The 20,330-nt window shown below is 70.3% G+C and carries 14 protein-coding genes; 9 read left to right on the top strand and 5 right to left on the bottom strand.

All coding sequences use genetic code 11. The features are described from left to right. The 5 genes from KME78_RS49280 to KME78_RS49260 are packed head-to-tail and all read left to right on the top strand — an operon-like array spanning position 1 to position 4,293. Positions 1-1,008 carry a 3-oxoacyl-[acyl-carrier-protein] synthase III C-terminal domain-containing protein gene (locus KME78_RS49280; RefSeq protein ID WP_219536917.1) on the top strand — a complete coding sequence of 336 codons (1,008 nt, stop codon included), beginning with the start codon at positions 1-3 and terminating at the stop codon, positions 1,006-1,008. Positions 1,009-1,038: 30 nt separating this feature from the next. Continuing rightward, positions 1,039-1,287 carry an acyl carrier protein gene (locus KME78_RS49275; protein WP_219536916.1) on the top strand — a complete coding sequence of 83 codons (249 nt, stop codon included), beginning with the start codon at positions 1,039-1,041 and terminating at the stop codon, positions 1,285-1,287. After that, entirely contained in the window at positions 1,284-2,396 is a 1,113-nt protein-coding gene (locus tag KME78_RS49270) for an acyl-CoA dehydrogenase family protein (RefSeq protein WP_219536915.1), read from the top strand. Before KME78_RS49275 ends, KME78_RS49270 begins: the two co-directional genes overlap by 4 nt. Continuing rightward, the gene (locus KME78_RS49265; RefSeq protein ID WP_219536914.1) at positions 2,393-3,430 is read left to right on the top strand and encodes an HAD-IIIC family phosphatase; all 1,038 of its coding nucleotides are present in this window, start codon (positions 2,393-2,395) and stop codon (positions 3,428-3,430) included. The genes KME78_RS49270 and KME78_RS49265 overlap by 4 nt, the downstream gene beginning before the upstream one ends. Further along, positions 3,430-4,293, top strand: a complete 864-nt coding sequence (locus tag KME78_RS49260) for a 3-hydroxyacyl-CoA dehydrogenase family protein (protein ID WP_219536913.1) — start codon at positions 3,430-3,432, stop codon at positions 4,291-4,293. Before KME78_RS49265 ends, KME78_RS49260 begins: the two co-directional genes overlap by 1 nt. Here the strand turns inward: KME78_RS49260 and KME78_RS49255 are convergent. Then, positions 4,284-5,210: an MBL fold metallo-hydrolase gene (locus tag KME78_RS49255; RefSeq protein WP_219536912.1), complete on the bottom strand. Its 927-nt coding sequence runs from the start codon at positions 5,208-5,210 to the stop codon at positions 4,284-4,286. The two genes, KME78_RS49260 and KME78_RS49255, sit on opposite strands and share 10 nt — an antisense overlap. Before the next feature lie 95 nt (positions 5,211-5,305). Here KME78_RS49255 and KME78_RS49250 point away from each other — a divergent pair, with 95 nt between their 5' ends. Further along, positions 5,306-8,446: a WD40 repeat domain-containing protein gene (locus KME78_RS49250; RefSeq protein WP_219536911.1), complete on the top strand. Its 3,141-nt coding sequence runs from the start codon at positions 5,306-5,308 to the stop codon at positions 8,444-8,446. 231 nt (positions 8,447-8,677) lie between these two features. Continuing rightward, positions 8,678-10,375 (top strand): DEAD/DEAH box helicase, encoded by a 1,698-nt coding sequence (locus KME78_RS49245; RefSeq protein ID WP_219536910.1) that lies wholly within the window; start codon positions 8,678-8,680, stop codon positions 10,373-10,375. A 139-nt stretch (positions 10,376-10,514) separates the two neighbouring features. On the opposite strand, the gene KME78_RS49240 is transcribed toward KME78_RS49245, so the two are convergent. Continuing rightward, positions 10,515-12,764, bottom strand: coding sequence for a glycosyl hydrolase family 95 catalytic domain-containing protein (locus KME78_RS49240; RefSeq protein WP_219536909.1), 2,250 nt, complete (start codon positions 12,762-12,764; stop codon positions 10,515-10,517). 180 nt (positions 12,765-12,944) lie between these two features. Between KME78_RS49240 and KME78_RS49235 the strand changes: the two genes are divergently transcribed. After that, positions 12,945-14,786: a glycoside hydrolase family 97 protein gene (locus tag KME78_RS49235; RefSeq protein ID WP_219536908.1), complete on the top strand. Its 1,842-nt coding sequence runs from the start codon at positions 12,945-12,947 to the stop codon at positions 14,784-14,786. 87 nt (positions 14,787-14,873) lie between these two features. Here the strand turns inward: KME78_RS49235 and KME78_RS49230 are convergent, their stop codons facing one another. From KME78_RS49230 to KME78_RS49220, 3 genes are read right to left on the bottom strand one after another with little or no spacing between them, the layout of a single operon-like run. Further along, entirely contained in the window at positions 14,874-15,704 is an 831-nt protein-coding gene (locus KME78_RS49230) for a carbohydrate ABC transporter permease (RefSeq protein ID WP_219536907.1), read from the bottom strand. Further along, the gene (locus KME78_RS49225; RefSeq protein WP_308127419.1) at positions 15,694-16,593 is read right to left on the bottom strand and encodes a carbohydrate ABC transporter permease; all 900 of its coding nucleotides are present in this window, start codon (positions 16,591-16,593) and stop codon (positions 15,694-15,696) included. The genes KME78_RS49230 and KME78_RS49225 overlap by 11 nt, the downstream gene beginning before the upstream one ends. Next, complete coding sequence (locus KME78_RS49220; protein ID WP_219536906.1) at positions 16,560-17,819, bottom strand: ABC transporter substrate-binding protein; 1,260 nt, start codon at positions 17,817-17,819, stop codon at positions 16,560-16,562. The genes KME78_RS49225 and KME78_RS49220 overlap by 34 nt, the downstream gene beginning before the upstream one ends. Before the next feature lie 198 nt (positions 17,820-18,017). On the opposite strand from KME78_RS49220, the gene KME78_RS49215 reads away from it, so the two are divergent. Beyond that, the gene (locus KME78_RS49215; protein ID WP_219536905.1) at positions 18,018-20,288 is read left to right on the top strand and encodes a glycosyl hydrolase family 95 catalytic domain-containing protein; all 2,271 of its coding nucleotides are present in this window, start codon (positions 18,018-18,020) and stop codon (positions 20,286-20,288) included. Positions 20,289-20,330 lie beyond the last annotated feature (42 nt).

The raw sequence follows: 20,330 nt of genomic DNA, 5'->3' as shown, positions 1-20,330 counted from the left end.
ATGCCCGCGTCGATCGCCGTTCGCTCCGCCGCCTGGTACATGCCGGACAGCGTCATGGCCGTCAGCCGGCTGCCCGAGCTGGACAGCATGCCGGAGCCGGAGCGGGAGACCTGCCTGCGCCTCGGCATCGAGCAGATCCGTGCCGAGGGCGGGCTGAGCGAGCTCGACCTCATGGCGCGGGCCGCCCGCCGCGCACTGACCGATGCCGACCTGGAGCCGGGCGACCTCGGGGCGCTGGTCGTCGTCGAGTCCAGGGCTCCGGAGACGCTCATGTCCTCCGAGGCGACCAGGCTGCAGGCCGTGCTGGGCGCGCGGAACGCGGTGACGTTCTCGGTCGGCGGGCTGGGCTGCGTCTCGATCACTCCGGCGCTGCTCGCCGCCAGGGGGCTGCTGGCCGCCGACGAGGAGCTGGAGTACGTCCTGGTGGCCCACGGCAGCAAACCGATCACTCCGGGCCGCTACCGGCACCCGGTCACCGTCAGCGGCGACAGCGGCCAGGCCCTCGTGCTCTCCCGGCACGGCCGGGTCCGGGTGGTGGACATCCTCCAGGAGTCCAACGGCGACTATTGGGACCTGTTCCGGGTGGACTACCGCGAGCAGCCGCCCGGCCAGTGGCGCGAGGAGTGCGCCGACACCCACGCCTACTCCTTCAGCCTGGCCTTGGAGACGCGTAGCCGCCTGCGGGAGCTGAACCGGCGGCTGCTGGAGCGCAACGCCATCAAGCCAACCGACATATCCGGCTATTTCAGCCAGAACCTTTCCCTGGGGTCCTTCCGGTTCAGCGAGGAGTCGCTGGGCATCTCGATCGACCCCGCCTGCTTCGACAACCTGCGGCGCTACGGCCACCTCGGGCCCAACGACACCCTGCTCAACCTCTACACCGCGATCGAGCGGGGCGACCTGGCCGGCGGGCAGCGCGCCATCCTGCTCAACGTCAGCCCCGTCGCGGCGTGGAGCGCGCTGCTGGTGGAGAGCGACGGCGGCGACGGAGACGTCCATCACCTTTAGGCGGCGCGATGAGCACCTTGAGGAGGCGCAATGAGGCAAGCTGACGATGTCATCGGCGAGTTGGTGGCCTTCGTCTCCGCGGCTGTCGGGCGGCGGCTGGCGGAGGAGGACGACTACTTCGAGCTGGGACTGGCGGACTCGCTGTTCGCGCTCGAACTGGTCACCTTCATCGAGCACCGGTTCGGGTTCACGATCGAGGTGGAGGACCTCGATCTGGACAACTTCCGCACCGTGTCCCGGCTGTCGGGGTTCGTCGCCCGGAAGTGCGGGGCGCGATGACGCCCGACGCCACGGGCTTCGCCGACGCCGTCCGCGGGGAGGCCGCCGGCTGGGACCGGCGCGGGGAGCTGCCCGCCGAGGTCAGGCGGGCGGCGGGGGCGGCCGGGCTGCTGGGCGTCGATGTGCCTGCCCGGTATGGCGGGGCGGGCGGCACGCCGTACGAGCTGGGTGAGGTCTGCGCCACGCTCGGCGGGGTGTGCGGTGCGCTGCGCGGGCTGGTCACCGTGCAGGGCATGGTGGCGGCGGCGCTGCTGCGCTGGGGGAGCGCCGCGCAGCGCGGGCGGTGGCTGCCGGCGCTCGCGCGCGGTGAGTCGGTGGGGGCGTTCGCCGCGACCGAGCCGGGTGCCGGGACCGATCTGGCCGGGGTGGAGACGCGGGTCGACGGTGATGGCGAGGGGCCGGTGACCGTCAGCGGTGTCAAGCGCTGGGTCACCTTCGGGCAGGTGGCGAACGTGTTCCTGGTGCTGGGGACCGCCGCGGGCCGCCTGACGTGCGTCTTCGTCGAGTCGGACCGGCCGGGTGTCGCCGTCGAGCCCGTCACCGGACAGCTCGGCATGCGTGCCGCGCAGATCGCGCATGTGCGGTTCGACGCCGTACGGGTGCCGCGCGGCAACGTGGTGGCCTCGCCCGGGTTCGGGCTCTCCCACGTGGCGGGCACCGCCCTCGACCACGGCCGCTTCACGGTCGGCTGGGGATGCGTCGGCATGGCGGAGGCGTGCCTCGGCCTGGCCGCCCGGCATGCCGCCGACCGTACCCAGCGTGGCGTGCCGCTGGCCGAGCACCAGCTGGTCCGCTCGTCCCTGGCCCGCGCCGCGGTGGACACGGGTGCCGCCAGGGAGCTGTGTGCCCGCGCCGCCCGGCTGCGGCAGGACCGCGACCCCGTCGCGCTCACCGCGACCATGATCGCCAAGTACGCCGCCGCCCGGACCGCGGCCTCGGTGAGCCACAGCGCGGTGCAGATTCTCGGATCGGCGGGCTGCGAGCAGGACAACCCGGTCTCGCGGTTCTTCAGGGACGCCAAGGTCATGGAGATCATCGAAGGTTCCACGGAGGTCACCGAGATGCACATAGCCGCCCATGTCCTGCGCGACGTCGGGGCGCGGCCATGACGCCCACAGTGAAGTGCCTGGTCTGGGACCTCGACGACACCTTGTGGGACGGCGTCGTCCTGGAGCGCGACCGCCCCGTGCCGTTCCCCGCCGCGGTCAGCACACTGAACGCGCTGGACGAGCGGGGCATCCTGCACGCGGTGGCCGGCCGCGGCGAGCGCGGTGCGGCGCTCGCCCACCTCGCGGAGCACGGGCTGGACGACCTGTTCACGGTGATAGAGGTGAGCTGGGGCAGCAAGGCGGAGGCCATCCGCCGGGTCGCCCGGACCCTGAACATCGCTCTGGAGAGCATCGCCTTCATCGACAACGACGCGGCCGAGCGGGCGGCGATCGCCCACGAACTGCCCATGGTCCGCTGCCACCGGGCCGAGGACGCGGGCCGTCTGCCCGCTCTCGCCGGATTCACCCCCGACGTCGTCACCGAGGAGTCCCGCGACAGACGCCGGCTGTACCGGCTGGACCAGCGCAGGCAGGCCGCGGCGGCCGACCACCGGGGACCGCCCGCCGACTTCCTGGCCTGGCTCGACCTCACCATGACGCTACGGCCCTGCACCGAGACCGACCTGGAGCGGGCGCACGAGCTGACCGTACGCACGCACCAGCTCAACACCACGGGCAGGACGTTCGGCGTGGACGAGTTGCGCGACCTGTGCACCTCTCCCGAGCACGAGGTCCTCGTGGCGAGCCTGCGCGACCGGTTCGGCTCGTACGGCACGATCGGCCTGGCCGTCACCCGGATCAGCCAGGACGCCGCCGTCATCGAGCTGCTGCTGACGTCGTGCCGGGTGATGTCCAGGGGCGCGGGGCGGGCGCTGATCGACCAGCTCGTGGCCCGCGCCCTGGCCGCCGACCGTCGGCCCCTCGCGGAGTTCGTGCCGACGCCGGTCAATCGGATCATGCTGGTCACCCTGCGGTTCGCCGGCTTCCAGGTGATCGACCAGAGCGAGGGGCTGATCACCCTCGCCATCGATTCCGCCAAGCCCGTCCTGCCCATCGGCCACGTTCGGGGTATCAGCGCAGACAGGAGGGCTTGATGGCACACGTGGGCATCATCGGCGCGGGGACCATGGGCTGCGGCATCGCCCAATGTCTGGCCGCCAGTGGCCGCCAGGTGGTGGTCGTGGACCCGGAGGCGTCGGCGCTGGCCTCCGGACCCGACCGGCTGCGCCAGGGCGTACGCGCGGCCAGACTCCTGGGCCGCGGCGCGGGAGCCGTGCCTGAGGAGATCCTCTCCAGGGTGCGCTGGCGCGAGCGGATCGACGACCTGGACGGCGCCGGATTCGTGATCGAGTGCGCGCCGGAGCGCTCCGCCGTCAAGGGGCAGGTGTTCAGGGCCCTGGACGCGCACTGCCCGCCGGAGACCGTTCTCGCCTCCTGCACCTCGGCGATTCCGATCGGCTGGCTGGCCGCCCACACCGGACGGCCGGAACGCGTGCTCGGCCTGCACTTCATGAACCCGGCACCGCTCACCGCCGCCGTCGAGGTGGTGCGCGCGGCCGGCACCGGCGACGACGCCCTGCGGCTCGCCCGCGAACTGCTGGACGACATCGGCAAACGTGGCATCGTGGTCGGGGACGGGCCGGGGTTCGTCTCCAACCGGTTGCTGATGATGCTGGTCAACGAGGCCGCCGCGATGCTGGGAGCGGGAACGGCCGACGCGGCGACCGTGGACCGGATCTTCCAGGACTGCTTCGGCCACCCGATGGGCCCGCTCCGCACGGCCGACCTCATCGGGCTCGACATCGTCCGCGACACGCTGCTCGTCCTGGTCGAACACACGGGGGACGGCCGCTTCACCCCGTGCGAGCCGCTGACCCGCCTGGTGGAGGAAGGCCGCCTGGGCCGCAAGAGCGGCAGCGGCTTCCACGAATACCGGACGGCGGTGCGTCAGCGCTGATGCTGCTCCGGCAGGTGGCTCTCAGCATGGGCCCACACCAGCACGTTGGTCACGCCTTCCCGCTCGAAGAAGGCGAGCACCTCCTGATCCGAGTAGCGCAGGCTGAAGTGGGTGAGTACGAAGAGATTGTCCGGATGCGCCAGGACGAACGGCTTGAGCTCGCTCCACACCGTGTGGCCGACGCGCCGCGCCCGGTCGAGCTCGGCATCGTCCAGATACGTGCACTCGGTGATGATCACCGGATGGTCGAAGAGCCAGGGGGTGCGCCCGAGCGCGCTCGCGTGCGTGTCGCCGAGATAGGCGAACAACGGCCGCTGGACCTGCCGGTCGACCGCGATGCCCTGCTTGCGCTTGCCCGCGATGAGCCGGCCGAACTCGGCGGCGCCGAGCGTCGCCTTGAGCTCCTCGATCTCGGGCAGGAGGGCCCGCCGGTTCTCCGCGACGCCGTAACCGACGCTGGGCACCTTGTGCTTGGACGCGAGGACCCGGACCGTGTGAGAGCCGTGCTTGCCGAAGGAGAACTCCGCACCCGGCCGCACGCCGTGCACCCGGGCCCCTGCCGCGAGAGCCGGGTCGAAGGCGGCCACCTGGTTCAGCTCGGTCGTGGCGCGCAGATAGTCGCGTACGTACGGTAACGCCTGATCAGGCAGGTAGATGTCGACCCCGGTCGATCGTGTCGCCAGGAAGTCGAGGTCCTTGGAGTGGTCCAGATGCGTGTGCGTCAGCAGCACCGTGTCGACCTGACGGCCCTCGGCCAGCCCCGCGTCGAGGGCGAGCTTCAGCTCGGGGACGTGGAAGAACGTCTTGTCGTTGGCCCGCGAATAGCCGGTGAGGGTGAGCTGGGTCCCAGGCAGCCGCCACGTCTTCCACTGCCGGAACGGATGCCCGCGCTCCAGGCGCTCGGGATGCGTGATCATGGCGGGCAGAATATCGGCCGGTAGAAGGCGAGTTCGGCGGCATGACCACCGAACAAGCGGCGAAATGTCGGTCATTTCCACTACGGTCGATTGGCATGATCATCAGTGGCAGCCAGATCGTGCTGGCCGGACGCTTCACCCGGCTCTCGAAGGACGAGGCCAAGCGCGGCCTGGAGGCGTTGGGCGCGAAGGTGACCGCGTCGGTCTCGGCGAAGACGGACCTGGTCTTCGCCGGGGAGCGGTCGGGGGCCAAGGCGGGTCCGGCGGCGGTACGCGGCGTTCCGATCTACGACGAGGACGCGCTGGCGGCCGTGCTCGCCGGCCGGGAGCCCGGCACCGCGCCACCGTCCCCGCCGTTCATCGGCATCCCGGACGGGCGGATGGGCCCCGTCGAGGCGCTCGACACCCTCAAGAACGCCGACTGGTCCGCGTACTCCCCGGAGCGCGACACCGTGCCGCTGCGGGACGCCCTCCAGGCTCTGGAGCACGCCCACGGCGTCACCGGCGCGCATCGCCTCGCGACCGCCCGGCTCCGCGAAGCGGGCGCGCCGCTCCGCCACTCCGACGTGCACCACGGCCCGCTGACCGGCCACGCGCTCAGCCCGGACGGCCGCCACCTCGCGGTCGGCAGCGGGACCGGGGCCGACTACGACCGGGGCGGTGTCCTGCAGCTCTTCGAGGTCGCCACCGGCCGGTGCGTGCACGCGATCGACGGCATCATGGGCGGCATCGGCTTCCCGGACTACGCGCGCAGCCTGCAGTGGTCGGCGGACGGCAGGCGCATCGCGCTGGAGTACAACACCAACGCGACCGGCGTGTGGGACCCGTTCGGCACCGCCCGCGAGCCGATCGCCGACGCGTTCTTCCTCGCCTCCGGCCGGCCGTCGGGCATGGCGTTCGCCCCCGAGGGCAGGCGCGCGTTCGTCTACGGAGGAGAGTCGGACTTCCTGCTCAACGTGATCGTGGCGGCGCACGAGGGCTCGGTCACCGGGCCGCCGGACGCCCATTCGAAGGGGACAGCGCCGATCGAGTTCAGCGGACCAGCTGAGTCCGCGGAAACCGGGAGCGACGAGCCCGAGTTCATCCTCGGCCGGGCGTTCTGGTCGCGCGACGGCTCCCGGATCTACGGAGAGGTGGCGGACGAGTACGCGGCGATATCGCTCGACGTGCGGAAACGGCAGGTCACCTGGATTCTGGGCCTGGAGGAGGACCCGGATGCGCCTCCGCCCGAGTGGAGCCTGGACGAACGACTCCTGGCCCACCAGCGCGACGGAAAGCTCGTCATCGCCGACGCGCTGACGGGGGAGACGACGGCGGAGCTTCCCGGCTATCCGGGCGCCGACGTCCTGTGCTGGGGGCCGGGCGGTCGGCTGGCGGTGGTGGATCCGGCGGGCGGGACCGTCGGCATCATCGACGCGGCGCCCGGAACCGCGGGGATCATCGACACGACAGCCGGAACCACGGGGATCATCGACGCGACGGCCGCCGAGCACCGGTACGACCTGAACGTATCGGCGGCCCCCTCCAACCCGCGCGGCTGGGACGCCCGGCCGTGGGCCTGGTCGCCGGACGGCGAGCGGGCCGCCTGCGTCACCGCCGAGGGACGGATCGAGATCTGGTCGCTGGGTGAACACCCCGAACGGCTGCGCGTCCTGGACCTCGGCCAGGGGGACGGCTTCGGCCTCGAGTGGCCCGCCGATGACATGCTGATCGCGATCGGCTCGCACGCGGTGCGCTTCCTGCGCCCCGAGTCCGGTGAGATCGTGGCCGACCATCCCTTCCACCACGCCCCGGCCGCCCGTCGCCCGCTCTTGTTCACCGGCCGTGACCTCGGCGACCGGCTCCGGCTCAACCCGACGTTCGCGCTGGACGAGGACACCTGGGCGGTGGCGTTCGAGGACGGCACGGTCATCGCGCCGCCCGGCCGGGAGGACGATCTCGACGGCCGGCTCTGCTGGTCCGTCGCCCGCCGCTTCGCTTGGCCGTTCCGCTGGGGCGAGCAGAAGATCTTCCCCGACCCCGCCCACGCCGGAGTGGGGGCGGCCTCGCCGGAGACCGAGCGGCTGCTGGCGCCGTTCCGGGGACGTGGCAGCACGGCGGAGCCGACGGGGACGTGGCCGCCACCCGACACCGCCACCGTCTCCGATCTGATCACGGTGGTCCGGGGCACGCTCGTCGACCTGGCGCGGCCGGAGTCGTTCGTCTACGGCGAGTGGACCGTCGACACGCTCCAGCAGCTAGCGATGATCCACGTCCGGCGGGGCGAGGCCGCCGAAGCCCGCGATCTGGCCCTCGCGATCCCGGAGCATCGGCGACGTCCCGGACACCTCGCGCGGATCGCGCTCGCGCTCGGCGCGGCCGGTTTCGCGGCCGAAGCCGCCGCCGTCTTCCCCTACGCCGACGACGGACTCGCGGACGTGCACGACGCGGCGAACCTGTCGGTGGACGCGGCGGTGGAAATGGCGCCGGACCTGGCGGTGGATACGGCGGCGGACATGGCGGCGGACATGGCGGCGGTCGCCGGGGCCTGCGCGGTCCTGGGGCGGCATGAACGCGCCGAGCGGTGGTTCGCCTCCGTACGCGAGGCCGCCGACGCCGACCGTTCGAACTGGGACGTCCGCCTGCCGCTGGTCTGGGCGCTCACCGAGTGCGGCCGGGAGCCGGAGGCCCGCGTCGTGCTGGACGAGGGCGTGGGCACGCCGAGAGACCGGCACCACGGCGTGCCCTGGCTGGTCCGCCTCCTCAGGCGGGGCGAGACGGAGCTGGTGCGCGAGCTGATCGGGGAGCGCAGCGAGCCGAACGACCCGGAGAAGCGGCACGCCTTTGGCGTGCGCTGGTTCGACGACTGGGCGGCGGCCCGCGCGCTCACCGTCTACGGTCAGCCGGATCTGCTCCGGCTGTGGGGCGACGTCAACCGGTCCTGGGTGCGGGACGCCCTGCCCGTGGCCGAACGGATCGCGGCCGAGGGCAGGCCCACCGGCCCGACCGCCCACCAGCTGGCCGATCTCGCCGCCCAGCACGCCGGGCTCGCCAAACTCCCCAAGGCCACCAAGCGCCGCGAGTCCGCCCAGGTGGCCCGGAACGCGGCGGACTGCGGCCACGTCAGCGCCGTGCTCGACCTGCTGCCCGGGACGGAGGAAACCGGCGATTACGGGCTGGGTAGCAACGACCGCACCTGGGTCGCGCTCAGCGCCCTGCGGATCATCGCCATCGGCGTGGACGTCGACGTGTGGTGACGGCGGACCGCTTTCGAAGGCCGCCTCGCGATGTTTCCAGGCCCTTTGCAAGGATAGAGCTGCGACATCGCCCCATGGCTGCCTTGATGGGCGGGGATGAGTCCGCACCCCTTATGCTCCCGTTCTGGCCTGTCGTCGGTGGGGGAGGGGTTGGGGGGCGTCGAAGCCCTTCCAGGAGATGACCGGCGGTGGGGTGTCGAAGTGAATGTGGAAGTTCGTGAGGAGTCGGCGATGACCATGAACGCAACCGGCGGCGAGGCAACCTTCGCCGACCTGGGGCTCCGATCTGAGCTCCTGGATGTGCTGTCCGCTCTGGGGTACGAGGAGCCCACTCCGATCCAGGCGGAGGCGATCCCCCCGTTGGTGGAGGGGCGTGATCTGCTCGGGCAGGCGGCGACGGGCACGGGGAAGACCGCGGCGTTCGCGTTGCCCGTGCTTCAGCGCATGTCCCACCCCGGTGACAATGACGGGCCGGTGACGCTGGTGCTCGTGCCCACGCGGGAGCTGGCCGTTCAGGTCTCGGAGGCGTTCCATCGCTATGGCCGCACGCTCGGGACCCGCGTTCTGCCGGTCTACGGCGGTGCGCCCATCGTCCGGCAGTTGCAGGCGCTCAAGCGCGGGGTGGACATCGTGGTCGCCACACCGGGGCGGGCCCTCGACCTCATCGGCCGGGGAGCGCTCGACCTGGGGGGTCTGCGTACCGTCGTGCTGGACGAGGCGGACGAGATGCTCGACATGGGGTTCGCCGACGACATCGAGGCGATTCTCGCGGAGACGCCGGAGGACCGCCAGACCGTGCTGTTCTCGGCGACGCTTCCGCCGCGCATCGATGGGATCGCCCGGCGTCACCTGCAGGACCCGGTCCGGCTGGAAATGGGGCATGCGGCCACGGAGGGGCGTCAGACGACGCCGTTGGTGGAGCAGAGCGCGTACCTGGTCGCCAGGGCGCACAAACCGGCGGCGCTGGGGCGCCTGCTCGACATCGAGGCGCCGACGGCCGCGATCATTTTCTGCCGTACCCGTGACGAGGTCGACCAGCTCACCGAGACCATGAACGGGCGCGGACACCGGGCCGAGGCGCTGCACGGCGGGATGGAGCAGGAGCAACGCGATCGCGTCATGTCACGGCTGCGGGCCGGGACCGCCGACCTGCTCATCGCGACCGACGTGGCCGCGCGCGGCCTCGACGTCGAACAGCTCACGCACGTCGTCAACTACAACGTCCCGTCCGCGCCCGAGGCGTACGTCCACCGCATCGGCAGGGTGGGCCGCGCCGGCCGCGAGGGGGTGGCGCTGACCCTGGTGGAGCCACGCGAGCACCGCATGCTCAAGGCGATCGAGCGGGTGACCAAACAGCGGATCACGGTGGAGCGGCTGCCGACCGTCGCCGACCTGCAGGCGCGCCGGATGGAGCTGACCCGTTCCGCGCTGGAGGAAGCCCTGCTCCAGGACGACCTGGAGCCGTTCCACGTCGTGGTCGAGTCGCTCACCGACGAGTTCGACCTCATGGAGGTGGCGCTCGCCGCCGTCAAGCTGGCGCACCAGGCCAGCGGGGCCGCGCTGGACGAGCAGGAGATTCCCGAGGTGTCCCCGCGGACCGTGGAGAAGCGGCGCGACCATCGGGAGGGCGGCTCGGAGGGCGCGCGCTACGGCCGCGCTCCGTCGGGGGGAATGGTCCGGCTGTTCTTCAGCGTGGGGCGCAGCGCGGGCATCCGGCCGCAGGACCTGGTGGGCGCGATAGCCGGCGAGTCGAGCCTGAGCGGTCGCGACATCGGCGCCATCGAGATCGCCGACCGGTTCTCGCTGGTGGAGGTGCCGCAGGAGGCGGCCAACGAGGTGATCGCGGCCCTCCGTCAGGCCACGATCAAGGGGCGGAGACCGACCGTCCGCCGCGAGCGTGACACGCGCAGCAGGCCGACACGACGATGAGGACCTAGCCGCACGGCGGCGCCCGCGCTTCGGACGGCCGTCCGCCCGCCCGCGCTCGGAAGGACGGCCGGGCGGCGGGTGCTCACCACTGGAGCTGGAGCGCGAGCCCTGACTATGACCCGGCTTCCCGCTGATCCGGTCAGGGAAGCCCCCACGCGGGCGCGCTGCCGTTGGCCGGGACGTCTCGTGGCTTGGATGGGCGTCGACCCCGCCTGGTGATGATCGCCGTCGCCCCTCTGCGCAGCCGGAGCTCGATCGTGTCCGTCCCCCGGTAGGGGAGGCGGTCGCCGCGTTCGTCGCGTACCTCGAACGGGCCCGTGATGCCGTGCTGGAGCCGCAGCGGCTCGCCCGCCTCGCTGTGGACCCTGACCCAGTCCGTACGCCCCCCGGCGCGCGAGGCGTCCACCAGGAACGCGCCCTGCGTGCGCAGCCGTTCGATCGAGACGTCGGCCCAGGTGGCGGAGACCGCCGGGAACACCTTGACCACCCCGCCATGGCTCTGGACCAGCATGTCGAGCACCGACTGGGCGGCGGCCAGCGGGCTCTCGATGGCCAGGTTGCTGCCCTCCCGGTACATGGTGTTGGGGGTGATGGCGCAGTTGTCCACGATGTTGCCGTCGACGAAGAAACGCAGGTAGGACAGCGCCTCCTCCGGATTGCCGAACAGCGTCTCCATCGAGGAGGCCGCCGCGAAGCTGTAGCCGTGCCACCGCTCGCGCATGCTCGTCCAGTGGTCGAAGCTGAGCCTGTCGAGCGACTCCTGCAGCGGATACATCCAGAGCAGGTGCGAATAGTGCCGGTGCGAATCCGCCAGCGGCACGTCCGCCCCGATCATCACCCCTTGCTCGTTGCGGTGGTACGGCACCAGCCGCGCCAGGATCTCCTGCCACCGGGCCTTGCGCGGGTCGTCGAGGCGCAGCCGGTCGGCGCTGTCGAGGAGCGTGCGGCAGCCCCAGCGGATGAGCGAGAGGTCGTAGGTGGCGTCGGAGGCGTTCGCGTACTCGGGCGAGCGCGTCTCGGGCAGGTGCAGCTTGCCGTCCGAGCCTTCGACGAGGAAGCGGTCGTAGTAGGTGATCGCGCCGGTCAGGATCGGGTGCAGCACCTCGCGCAGCACGCGGTCGTCCATGGTGTGGCGGTAGGCGAGCCAGACGTTGTGCATGCCCCAGGTGAGGTTGCCGGTGTGGTCGTTCGGGCTGACGCCCGGCACGCCGACGTAGCGCGGCCCCGGTCTGAGCATGCGGTCGCCCGGGTGGCACAGCGCGTACGACTTCCCATCGCGATAACCCGGATTCACGTTGAGCTCCAGGTTTTCGTGATATTTCCGGAACGTCGTGGTCACCGCGTCCAGCTCCGGGTGGTTCGAGCCGTTGATCATGGGATAGGAGACCTGGACGTTGAGGTTCCACCAGATGTTGGTCCAGCTGTTGCCCACCTCGGGGAACCACGGCCCCCACTCGGTCACCACCGGCGCGTCGTCCCTGGTGGCCGAGGCTATCTTGTAGAGCTGGATCCAGTAGAACCGCTGCAGCAGCTTGTCCGGGACCGACACCAGGCTGCGCCGGTAGAACCGCTGCCACCAGAGCCGGTGCACCTTGACCTGCGCCTCAGGGTTCCCGTCGAGCACCCGGCGTACGGTCCGCACCGCCTCCTCCGCCCCGGTCGAGTCCGGGTAGCCGTAGGCGATGGTGGCCGCGAGCACCCGTTCGGTGCCGTTCCTGACCTCGCGCCAGGCCGTGGTGTAGCCGCCTCCGGCGTGCAGGGGCTGTTCGACGTGCCCGTCGGCGACCACCGGTTCGGGATTGCCGGTGTATTCGGGCGGGAGCCGGATCGTCCTGGTCGTGTGGGCGGGCAGCGGCGTGAATCCCCACGCCACCCCCTCCTCTCCGGCGCTGGGCTCCGTGGACACCAGCAGCACACTGCGATGGTTGAGCACGAGCGCGCTGAACCGGACGCCGCCCAGGGTGGTCGTCACGGTTCCGGTCAGCTCGGCCCGCTCCAGGTCCAGCCGCCAGTCGACCGCCGTGATGGTGCCGGCGAAGGTCAGCGTCAGGTAGCCGATGGGCAGCCGTGAGTACCCGATCGCCGCCTCCCACTGCCCTCGCTGGTCCTGTACGAGGGAGTGGTTCAGCATGAAGCGCAGGACGTTGCCCTCGCCGCCCTTGTTGTAGAGGTGCACGCCGAGAAACCCGTTGCCCAGGAACGGCCCGTTCTGCCAGCCGTTGGGCAGCCGCTTCCAGATCATGGCGGCGTCACGCAGGACGTCGCCGTACGCGTCGCTCGGCTCCGGCGCGGCCTGCGCCCACGCGGTGGGGGAGGTCGCGACCACAGCGGCGCCGCCTAAAGCAAGACCTCCGAGGAATGTGCGCCGTGTGGTGGGATTTTCCGGCATCGTGCCTCCTGGCGGGGGGCTCGCGGAGAGATTCATCTGATGAATGAGAAGATCTAATCTGATGACCGCCGCTGTCAACCCCCTTGACCGCGGTCGCGCCGACATCGGGCGAATTTAATTCTTGAAGAAGTTAATTACGGCTACAATCGGTTGCAACCCCCAGCCTTCGGGAGGCACCTGTTGAACTTGCTACTCACCGGCACGTTGCTGGCCGGACTACTGACAGCTCCCGCGACCCCCACTCCCACCGCCACCTGGACCGTCAAGGCCCCTGCGGGCGGCCCCGTCGCCACCGTCCACCTCGACTCGCAGGGCAGCCCCTCCGTGGCCGTGTCGCGGGGCGGAGCGAGTGTGCTGGCGCCGAGCCCGCTCGGCGTCACCACCGAACAGGCCGACCTCACCACCGGCCTGAGCCTGACCGGCCGCTCCAGCCGCGCGGTCGTCGAGAAGTACACCACCACGGCGGGCAAGCGCCTCGATCGCCTGTCCGTGATGAACGAGACCCGCTTCCGCTTCGCCCGCGGCGACGCCAAACTCGACCTGGTCGTCAGGGCCGCCCGCGACGGCGTCGCCTACCGCTACGAGCTGCCCGGCGCGGGCGCCGTCCTGGGGGAGGCCTCGGCGTTCACGGTTCCGGCCGGGTCCACCGCCTGGCTGGCCGGGCATCGCCGCGACTACGAGAACCCGTTCATCCAGTACGCCGACGTCCCCCCGGCCGAATACCAGATGCCCGCCCTGTTCGGGGTGGGCCAGAATTACCTCCTGCTGGCCGAGTCGGCGCTGAACGGCTCCTACACCGGTCCCCACCTGGTGAGCGACCAGGGCACCTACAAGATCGCCCTTTGGGACGCGCGGGTGCCCTACGACCACGGCCTGACCACGCCCTGGCGGGTCATGGTCACGGGCGACCTCGCGACCGTCACCGAGTCCACCCTCGTCGACGACCTCGCGCCCGGCTCCCAGCTCACCGACACCTCGTGGATCAAGCCGGGCAAGGTGCTGTGGAGCTGGCTGGCCGGTGGCCGGCCCGTGCAGCAGAGCCTGGAGAGCCAGAAGGAGTTCGTCGACTACGCCGCGCAGCACCGCTGGCCGTACGTGCTGGTCGACGCCGGCTGGTACGACGATCCGGTCACCGGCGAGCGGGCCTGGACGGATCGGACGGCCGAATTCACCTGGATACCCCAGCTCGTCGAGTACGGCAGGGCCCGCGGAGTCGGCATCATGGTGTGGCTGCGCTTCTCCGACTTCGACACCCACGACAAGCGCGTCCAGCGCTTCGGCCTGCTGCACCAGTGGGGTGTGAAGGGCGTCAAGCTGGACTTCATCGACTCCGAGGCGCAGGAGCGGCTGCAGTGGTACGACGGGACGCTGCGCGACCTGGCCGACAACCAGCTCATGGTCAACTTCCACGGCTCCACCGTGCCCAAGGGGATCAACCGGACTTGGCCCCAGGTGATGACCATGGAAGGGGTGCACGGTGCGGAGAAGTCGTCGAACCTGACCACCAGCCACCTGGCGGCCCTGCCGTACACCAGGAATGAGATCGGCTCGATGGACTACACGCCGATGGCCTTCCAGCGGCCCAGCCGGCCCACCTCCGACGCGCACGAGCTGGCGCTGTCGGTGGTGTTCGAGTCGGGCCTGACGAACCTGGCCGGGTCGCTTGAGGCCTACCGGGCGCGGCCCGAGGCCGAGCGCTTCCTCGACCAGGTGCCCACCGTGTGGGACGAGACGCGGCTGCTGTCCGGAAAGCCCGCCGACCACACGGTGATGGCCAGACGCAGCGGCGACCGCTGGTTCATCGGCGCCGGAGTCTCCGGGGCGGCCCGCACGCTCCAGGTGCCGACGGGCTTCCTGCGGGGGCGCTGGCTCGTCGAGGTGACCAGGGACGGCGCCGCCGGTCTCGTGCGCGAGCCGCACGTGGTGCAGGGCGGCGCACTGGCGGTTGACGTCCCGGCGGAAGGCGGTTTCGCGGCCATCGCCTGCCGCTGGCGGCCCGGCCTGACGACCTGCGCGCGTTGAGAACGCCGGCCTGATGACCTGCGCCCGCTGAGAAACGCCGGTGTGGCGGACCGCTTGGACGCGGTCCGCCACACCTGAGCCCTTACCTCAGCCCTTGAGGCCCGTGGTCGAGATGCCCTCGGTGATGCGACGCTGGAAGATCAGGAAGAAGCCCAGGATCGGCACGAGCGACAACACCGCCATCGCGAGCATCGGACCCCAGGAGGACCCGCCGCTGGAATCGAGGAACGCCCGGAGCGCGAGCGGCACCGTATAGGTCGACACATCGCTCAAATAGACGAGCTGGCTGAAGAAGTCATCCCACGTCCAGATGAAGGTGAAGATGGCGGTCGTGATCAGCGCCGGCCGCGACAGCGGCAGGATGATCCGCCAGTACACCAGGACGGGCCCGCACCCGTCGATGCGGGCCGCCTCGTCCAGCTCACGCGGCAGCGACCTGATGAACTGCACCATCAGGAAGATGAAGAACCCGTCCACGGCCAGGAACTTCGGCACGATCAGCGGCAGGAACGTGTCCACCCACCCGAGGTACTTGAACAGCGTGTACTGCGGCACGATCAGCACGTGGATCGGCAGCATGATCGACATCATCATGATCGCGAACCAGAGCTTCCTGAACCGGAAACTCAGCCGGGCGAAGGCATAGGCCGCCATCGAGCACGACATCACGTTCCCGACCACGGCCGCCGCGGCGATGAGGAACGAGTTGGCGAAGAACCCGCTGAAGGGCACGCCCAAGGCGGTCCACCCCGTGGCGTAGTTGTCCGCGACCACGGTCTGCGGCACCAGCCCGGGACTGCTGAAGATCTCGTCGTTGGGCTTGAACGAGGAGCTGATCAGCCAGAACAGCGGGTAGAGCATGACGAGCGCGCCCACCACGACCAGCAGGTGGACGGCCCAGCGACGGCTAGTCGGCATAGTGCACCCAGTACCTCGCGGAACGGAAGGCCAGTCCGGTGAAGGCCGCCGTCACCAGGAGCAGCACCCAGGCCAGCGCGGAGGCGTAGCCCATCCGGAAGTTCCCGAAGCCCTCCTGGTAGATGAACAGTGTGTAGAACAGCGTGGAGTCGGCTGGTCCGCCGGTGCCGCCGCTGATGATGAAGGCGGGGGTGAACGCCTTGAAGGAGTTCACCGTCTGCAGGACCAGGTTGAAGAAGATGATCGGGCTGAGCATGGGCAGCGTGATGCGGAAGAACGCGCGTACCCGCCCGGCGCCGTCCACCGCCGCGGCGTCGTAGAGCTCGGCGGGGATCTGCTTCAACCCGGCCAGGAAGATCAGCATGGGTGAGCCGAACTGCCAGACGTGCAGCACGATCAGCGTGTAGATCGCGTACTGGGGAGTGGAGATCCAGCTCGGCCCCACGATCCCGAAATAGCGCAGGCCATCGTTGATCAGGCCGTCCGCCCCGAAGATCTGCCGCCACAGGATCGCGACCGCGACACTGCCGCCCAGCAGCGACGGCAGGTAGTAGGCGGCGCGGTACACCCCGGTGGCCCGCATGGGCCGGTTCAGCAGCACCGCGACCAGCAGCGCGAACGCGCCGGTCAGCGGCACGGAGAAGACGACGTAGATCAGCGTGACCCGCACGGCGTTGACGAAGTGCGGATCGTCGGTGAGCATCCTGGCGTAGTTGTCCAGCCCCACGAAGGACGGAGGGGTGAGCAGGTCGAAGTCGGTGAACGACAGCGCCAGCGAGGCCAGGATGGGCCCGCCGGTCAGCAGCAGCAGACCGGCGAACCACGGCAGCAGGAACAGGTAGGCCGAACGTCCCTCTACTTGAGCACTCGTCCGGCTTCTTCGAAGAATCGGGACACCCCCTGATCGATCGTCAGCTTGCCGAAGCCGATCTGCTGGTTGATGTTCATCAGCACCTTGTTGTGCAGCTCACCGGCGCCGAGCGGCTGCGGCGGAGGAAGCGGACCGACCTTGTCCTTGATCGAGTCGATGTAGCCGTAGACCAGTTGCTCGGACGGCGAGGCCTTGGGCCGCAGCGCGGTGCGGATCGCGGTCGCGGGCGGGATGCCGCGCTCGGAGCCGAGCGGGGTGGCCACGTCCACGTCCGTGACCAGCGCGTTGACCAGCGCCACCGCGTCGTCCTTGGCCTTGCTCGCGGCGCTGACGGTCAAGAGCATGGAGGGCTTGTAGTACTGGCCGGGCTTGTCGCCCGTCGGGAAGGCGTGGATGCCGATCTCGTCCTTGGTGAGCGACATGTAGGCGCTGAGCTGGTTCGACCAGGCGAAGTCCATGACCGCCTTGCGGGTGGCGACCAAGCTGTTCTGCACGTCGCCCAGCGCGGTGGCCTGGACCTCCGGAGGCGTGGCCGCGCCGGCCTTGCGCAGACCGTCCCAGAAGGTGAACCACTCCTTCAGGTCGTTCTCGTCGTAGGCTAGCTTGCCGTCGGGGGTGAAGAACATCTTGCCTCGCTCCAGCAGCCAGTTCTCCAGCGCGCCGCCGTCCTGGGCGCCGTCCTCGGTGCCGAAGACGCCCTTGCCCGCCAGCTTCTTGGCCAGCTCGCCGTACTCGGGCCAGGTGAAGGTGTCGGGGATCTCCACCCCGCGTTCGGCCGCCAGGCTCTTGTTGACGATGAGGGCCATGGAGTTGATGCCGAAGTTCACGGCGTACTGCTTGCCGTTGATCTTTCCCGCGTTCACCACGTCGGGCTCGAAGCCGGCCAGGTCCAGGCCCTTGCCGACGTACGGGCCCAGGTCCAGCAGGCTGCCGCGCCTGGCGTATTCGCCGAGGTAGGAGTAGTCCATCTGGATCACGTCGGGGGCGTTGCCACCCGCGGTCTGCGTGGCCAGCTTCTCCCAGTACCCGTCCCAGCCGGAGAACTGGGTCTTGATCTGGACACCGGGTTTCTTCTTCTTGAAGGCGTCGAGGGCCTTCTGCGTCGCGGTATGGCGTGCCGTGCTGCCCCACCAGGCGAACTGGAGGCTGGCACCCGAGCTTCCCCCTCCGGCACAGCCGGCCAGCGCGAGAGTCGCGGCGGCGGCGCCGACTTGGAGGAATCCTCGTCTGCTGAGAGTACTCATGCGGGGGTGTCCGTCCATGAACCGGGCAAAATACTTAACTCAGGACGTTAATTGGGGCGTAACATTACGTCAACGCCCCTCGGCAAACGGTTGCAGCTTCGAGACCCTCGGATCTTTCGCCCTCTTGACCCCGATCGGGGGCAGAAATACCGTCATGGGTGCCTGACACATCCGATCTATCCACGATGAGGGGCACCCATGGCTGGAGGCGTTCTGTCCAGGCGCGCACTGCTCGGCTCCGCGCTGGCCGCCCCCGCGCTCGGCGCCCTGGGCGGTCCCTCTCTGCTCCGCGACGAGATCGACTGGAAGCGCTTCCTGGCCGACGCCGACCTGGTGTGGCAGCGGATGCCGCAGACCTGGTACGAGGGGCCGTTCCTGGGCAACGGTTTCCTCGGCTCCGGCATCTACGCGCAGCAGGACGCCAACGCCGTGCGCTTCAACGTGCAGCACAGCGAGGTTCAGGACCACCGTCCCGAGTACGGCGCGCTGTTCGGCCTGGCCCGCCTGCCCATCGGCCACCTCACCCTGGAGCCCGTCGGCGCGATCACCGGCGTCGACTGGCGGCTCGACCTGTGGAACGCCGAGCTGACCGGCACCATCACCACCGCCTCGGGCAGCCTGACGATCAGCGCGCTGATCCACAACGACCGCTCCGTGCTGGCCGTCGACGTCGTCCCCAGCGACGGCGAGCGGGACTTCCGCTGGACCTTCCACCCCGAGGAGGCCATCAGCCCCCGCGCCAATCCGATCTTCAACAAGCCGCCCCCGCCCGGCTACACCACCAACCCCGCTCCGGCCGTGACCCGCCACGCCGACCTGGAGCTGATCACCCAGCCGCTGGTGGCCGGCGGTGGGCACGCGACGGCCTGGCAGGAGGTACGGCGCGGCCGACGCCGTACGCTCTACGCCGCGGTCGCCTGGTCGTTCCCGGGCGACACGGCCGCCGACGAGGCGGTCAGATCGGTGCGCTCGGCCGCGCGGTCACCCATCGAGGCGCTGGCCGTCGACCACCGGCACTGGTGGCACCGCTACTACCGCAAGAGCTTCCTGTCGGTGCCGGACCAGCGGACGCAGAGCTTCTACTGGATCCAGCTCTACAAGGTGGCCGCCGCCGCGCGCCGGGACGCGCCGCCCATGGCGACCTCCGGGCCGTGGCTGGAACCGACGCCGTGGCCGGCGACCTGGTGGAACCTCAACGTGCAGCTCGAATACTGGCTGATCCACGGGTCGAACCACCTGGAGCTGGACGCGGTCACAAGGAGCCTGTCGCAGTACCGTCAGCACCTCATCGACCAGGTGACCTTCCCCGAGGACTCCGCGGGCATCCCGCGCACCACGGACATGGCCCTCGACAACGGCGCCGGAATCGGCAACAGCGGCTTCCCGGTAGGCATCCCCGGCCAGGCCACTCCCGTCCCCGAGGTCGGCAACCTGACCTGGGCGCTGCACAACGTCTGGCTGTCCTACCGGCACACGATGGATGTCCGGATCGTCCGGGACGTGCTGTTCCCGCTGCTGCGCCGGGCGATCAACTACTACCTGCGCTTCCTGGCCCCCGGCGCCGATGGCAAACTGCACCTGCCCGCCACGTTCTCTCCCGAGTACGGGGTCAACGCGCCGGACACGAACTACGACCTGGCGCTGATCCGCTGGGGCTGCCGGACGCTGGTCGAGTCCGCGCGCCTGCTGGGCGTGCGCGACCCGCTGCTGCCGAAGTGGCAGGACGTGCTGGCGAACCTGGCCGCCTATCCGGTCGACGAGAACGGTTTCATGATCGGAGCGGGCGCGCCGTTCGCCAAGTCGCATCGGCACTACTCCCACCTCCTGATGATCTACCCGCTGTACCTGCTCACCTGGGAGCAGCAGAACCAGCGCGAGCTGATCGAGAAGTCGCTCAAGCACTGGATCAGCTTCGAGGGCGCCCTGCAGGGCTACAGCTTCACCGGCGCGGCCTCGATCTCCGCGCAGCTGCTGCGCGGCGACGACGCCCGCTTCTACCTCGACGAGCTGCTGCGCCGTTTCGTCCAGCCCAACACGATGTACAAGGAGAGCGGCCCCGTCATCGAGACGCCGTTGTCCGCCGCCCAGTCCATGCACGACATGATCTGCCAGAGCTGGGACGGCGTGATCAGGGTCCTGCCCGCCGTACCGGGCGCCTGGCCCGACGTGACGGTGCACGACTTCCTGACGCAGGGCGCGTTCCTGCTCTCGGCCGCCCGGCGCGGCGGTCGTACCGATTTCGTCCGGCTGGTCTCGCTGGCGGGGGCGCCGTGCCGCGTCCGCACCGGCATCGACGGCCCGTTCACCGTACGCTCCAGCGGCAGGAAGGTGCCCTGGCGGACGCTGCCCGGCGGCGATCTCGAGTTCGATCTACGCCGCGGCGAAGAAGTGCTGATCCAGGCCCGGGGCGACGCGGTGATCCGGCCGGTGACGGCACCGGGTCAGCCCCGCTGGGGACTGCCTGCCTGACCTGACTGAGGGGTAGATCAACAAGGCCGCGCGTGCCGAGTT

Origin of the sequence: Nonomuraea guangzhouensis (assembly GCF_019396345.1) — a bacterium.
Lineage (GTDB): Bacteria > Actinomycetota > Actinomycetes > Streptosporangiales > Streptosporangiaceae > Nonomuraea > Nonomuraea guangzhouensis.
Note: the sequence above shows the minus strand (reverse complement) of the source record. Positions and strands in the feature narration are given on the sequence as shown.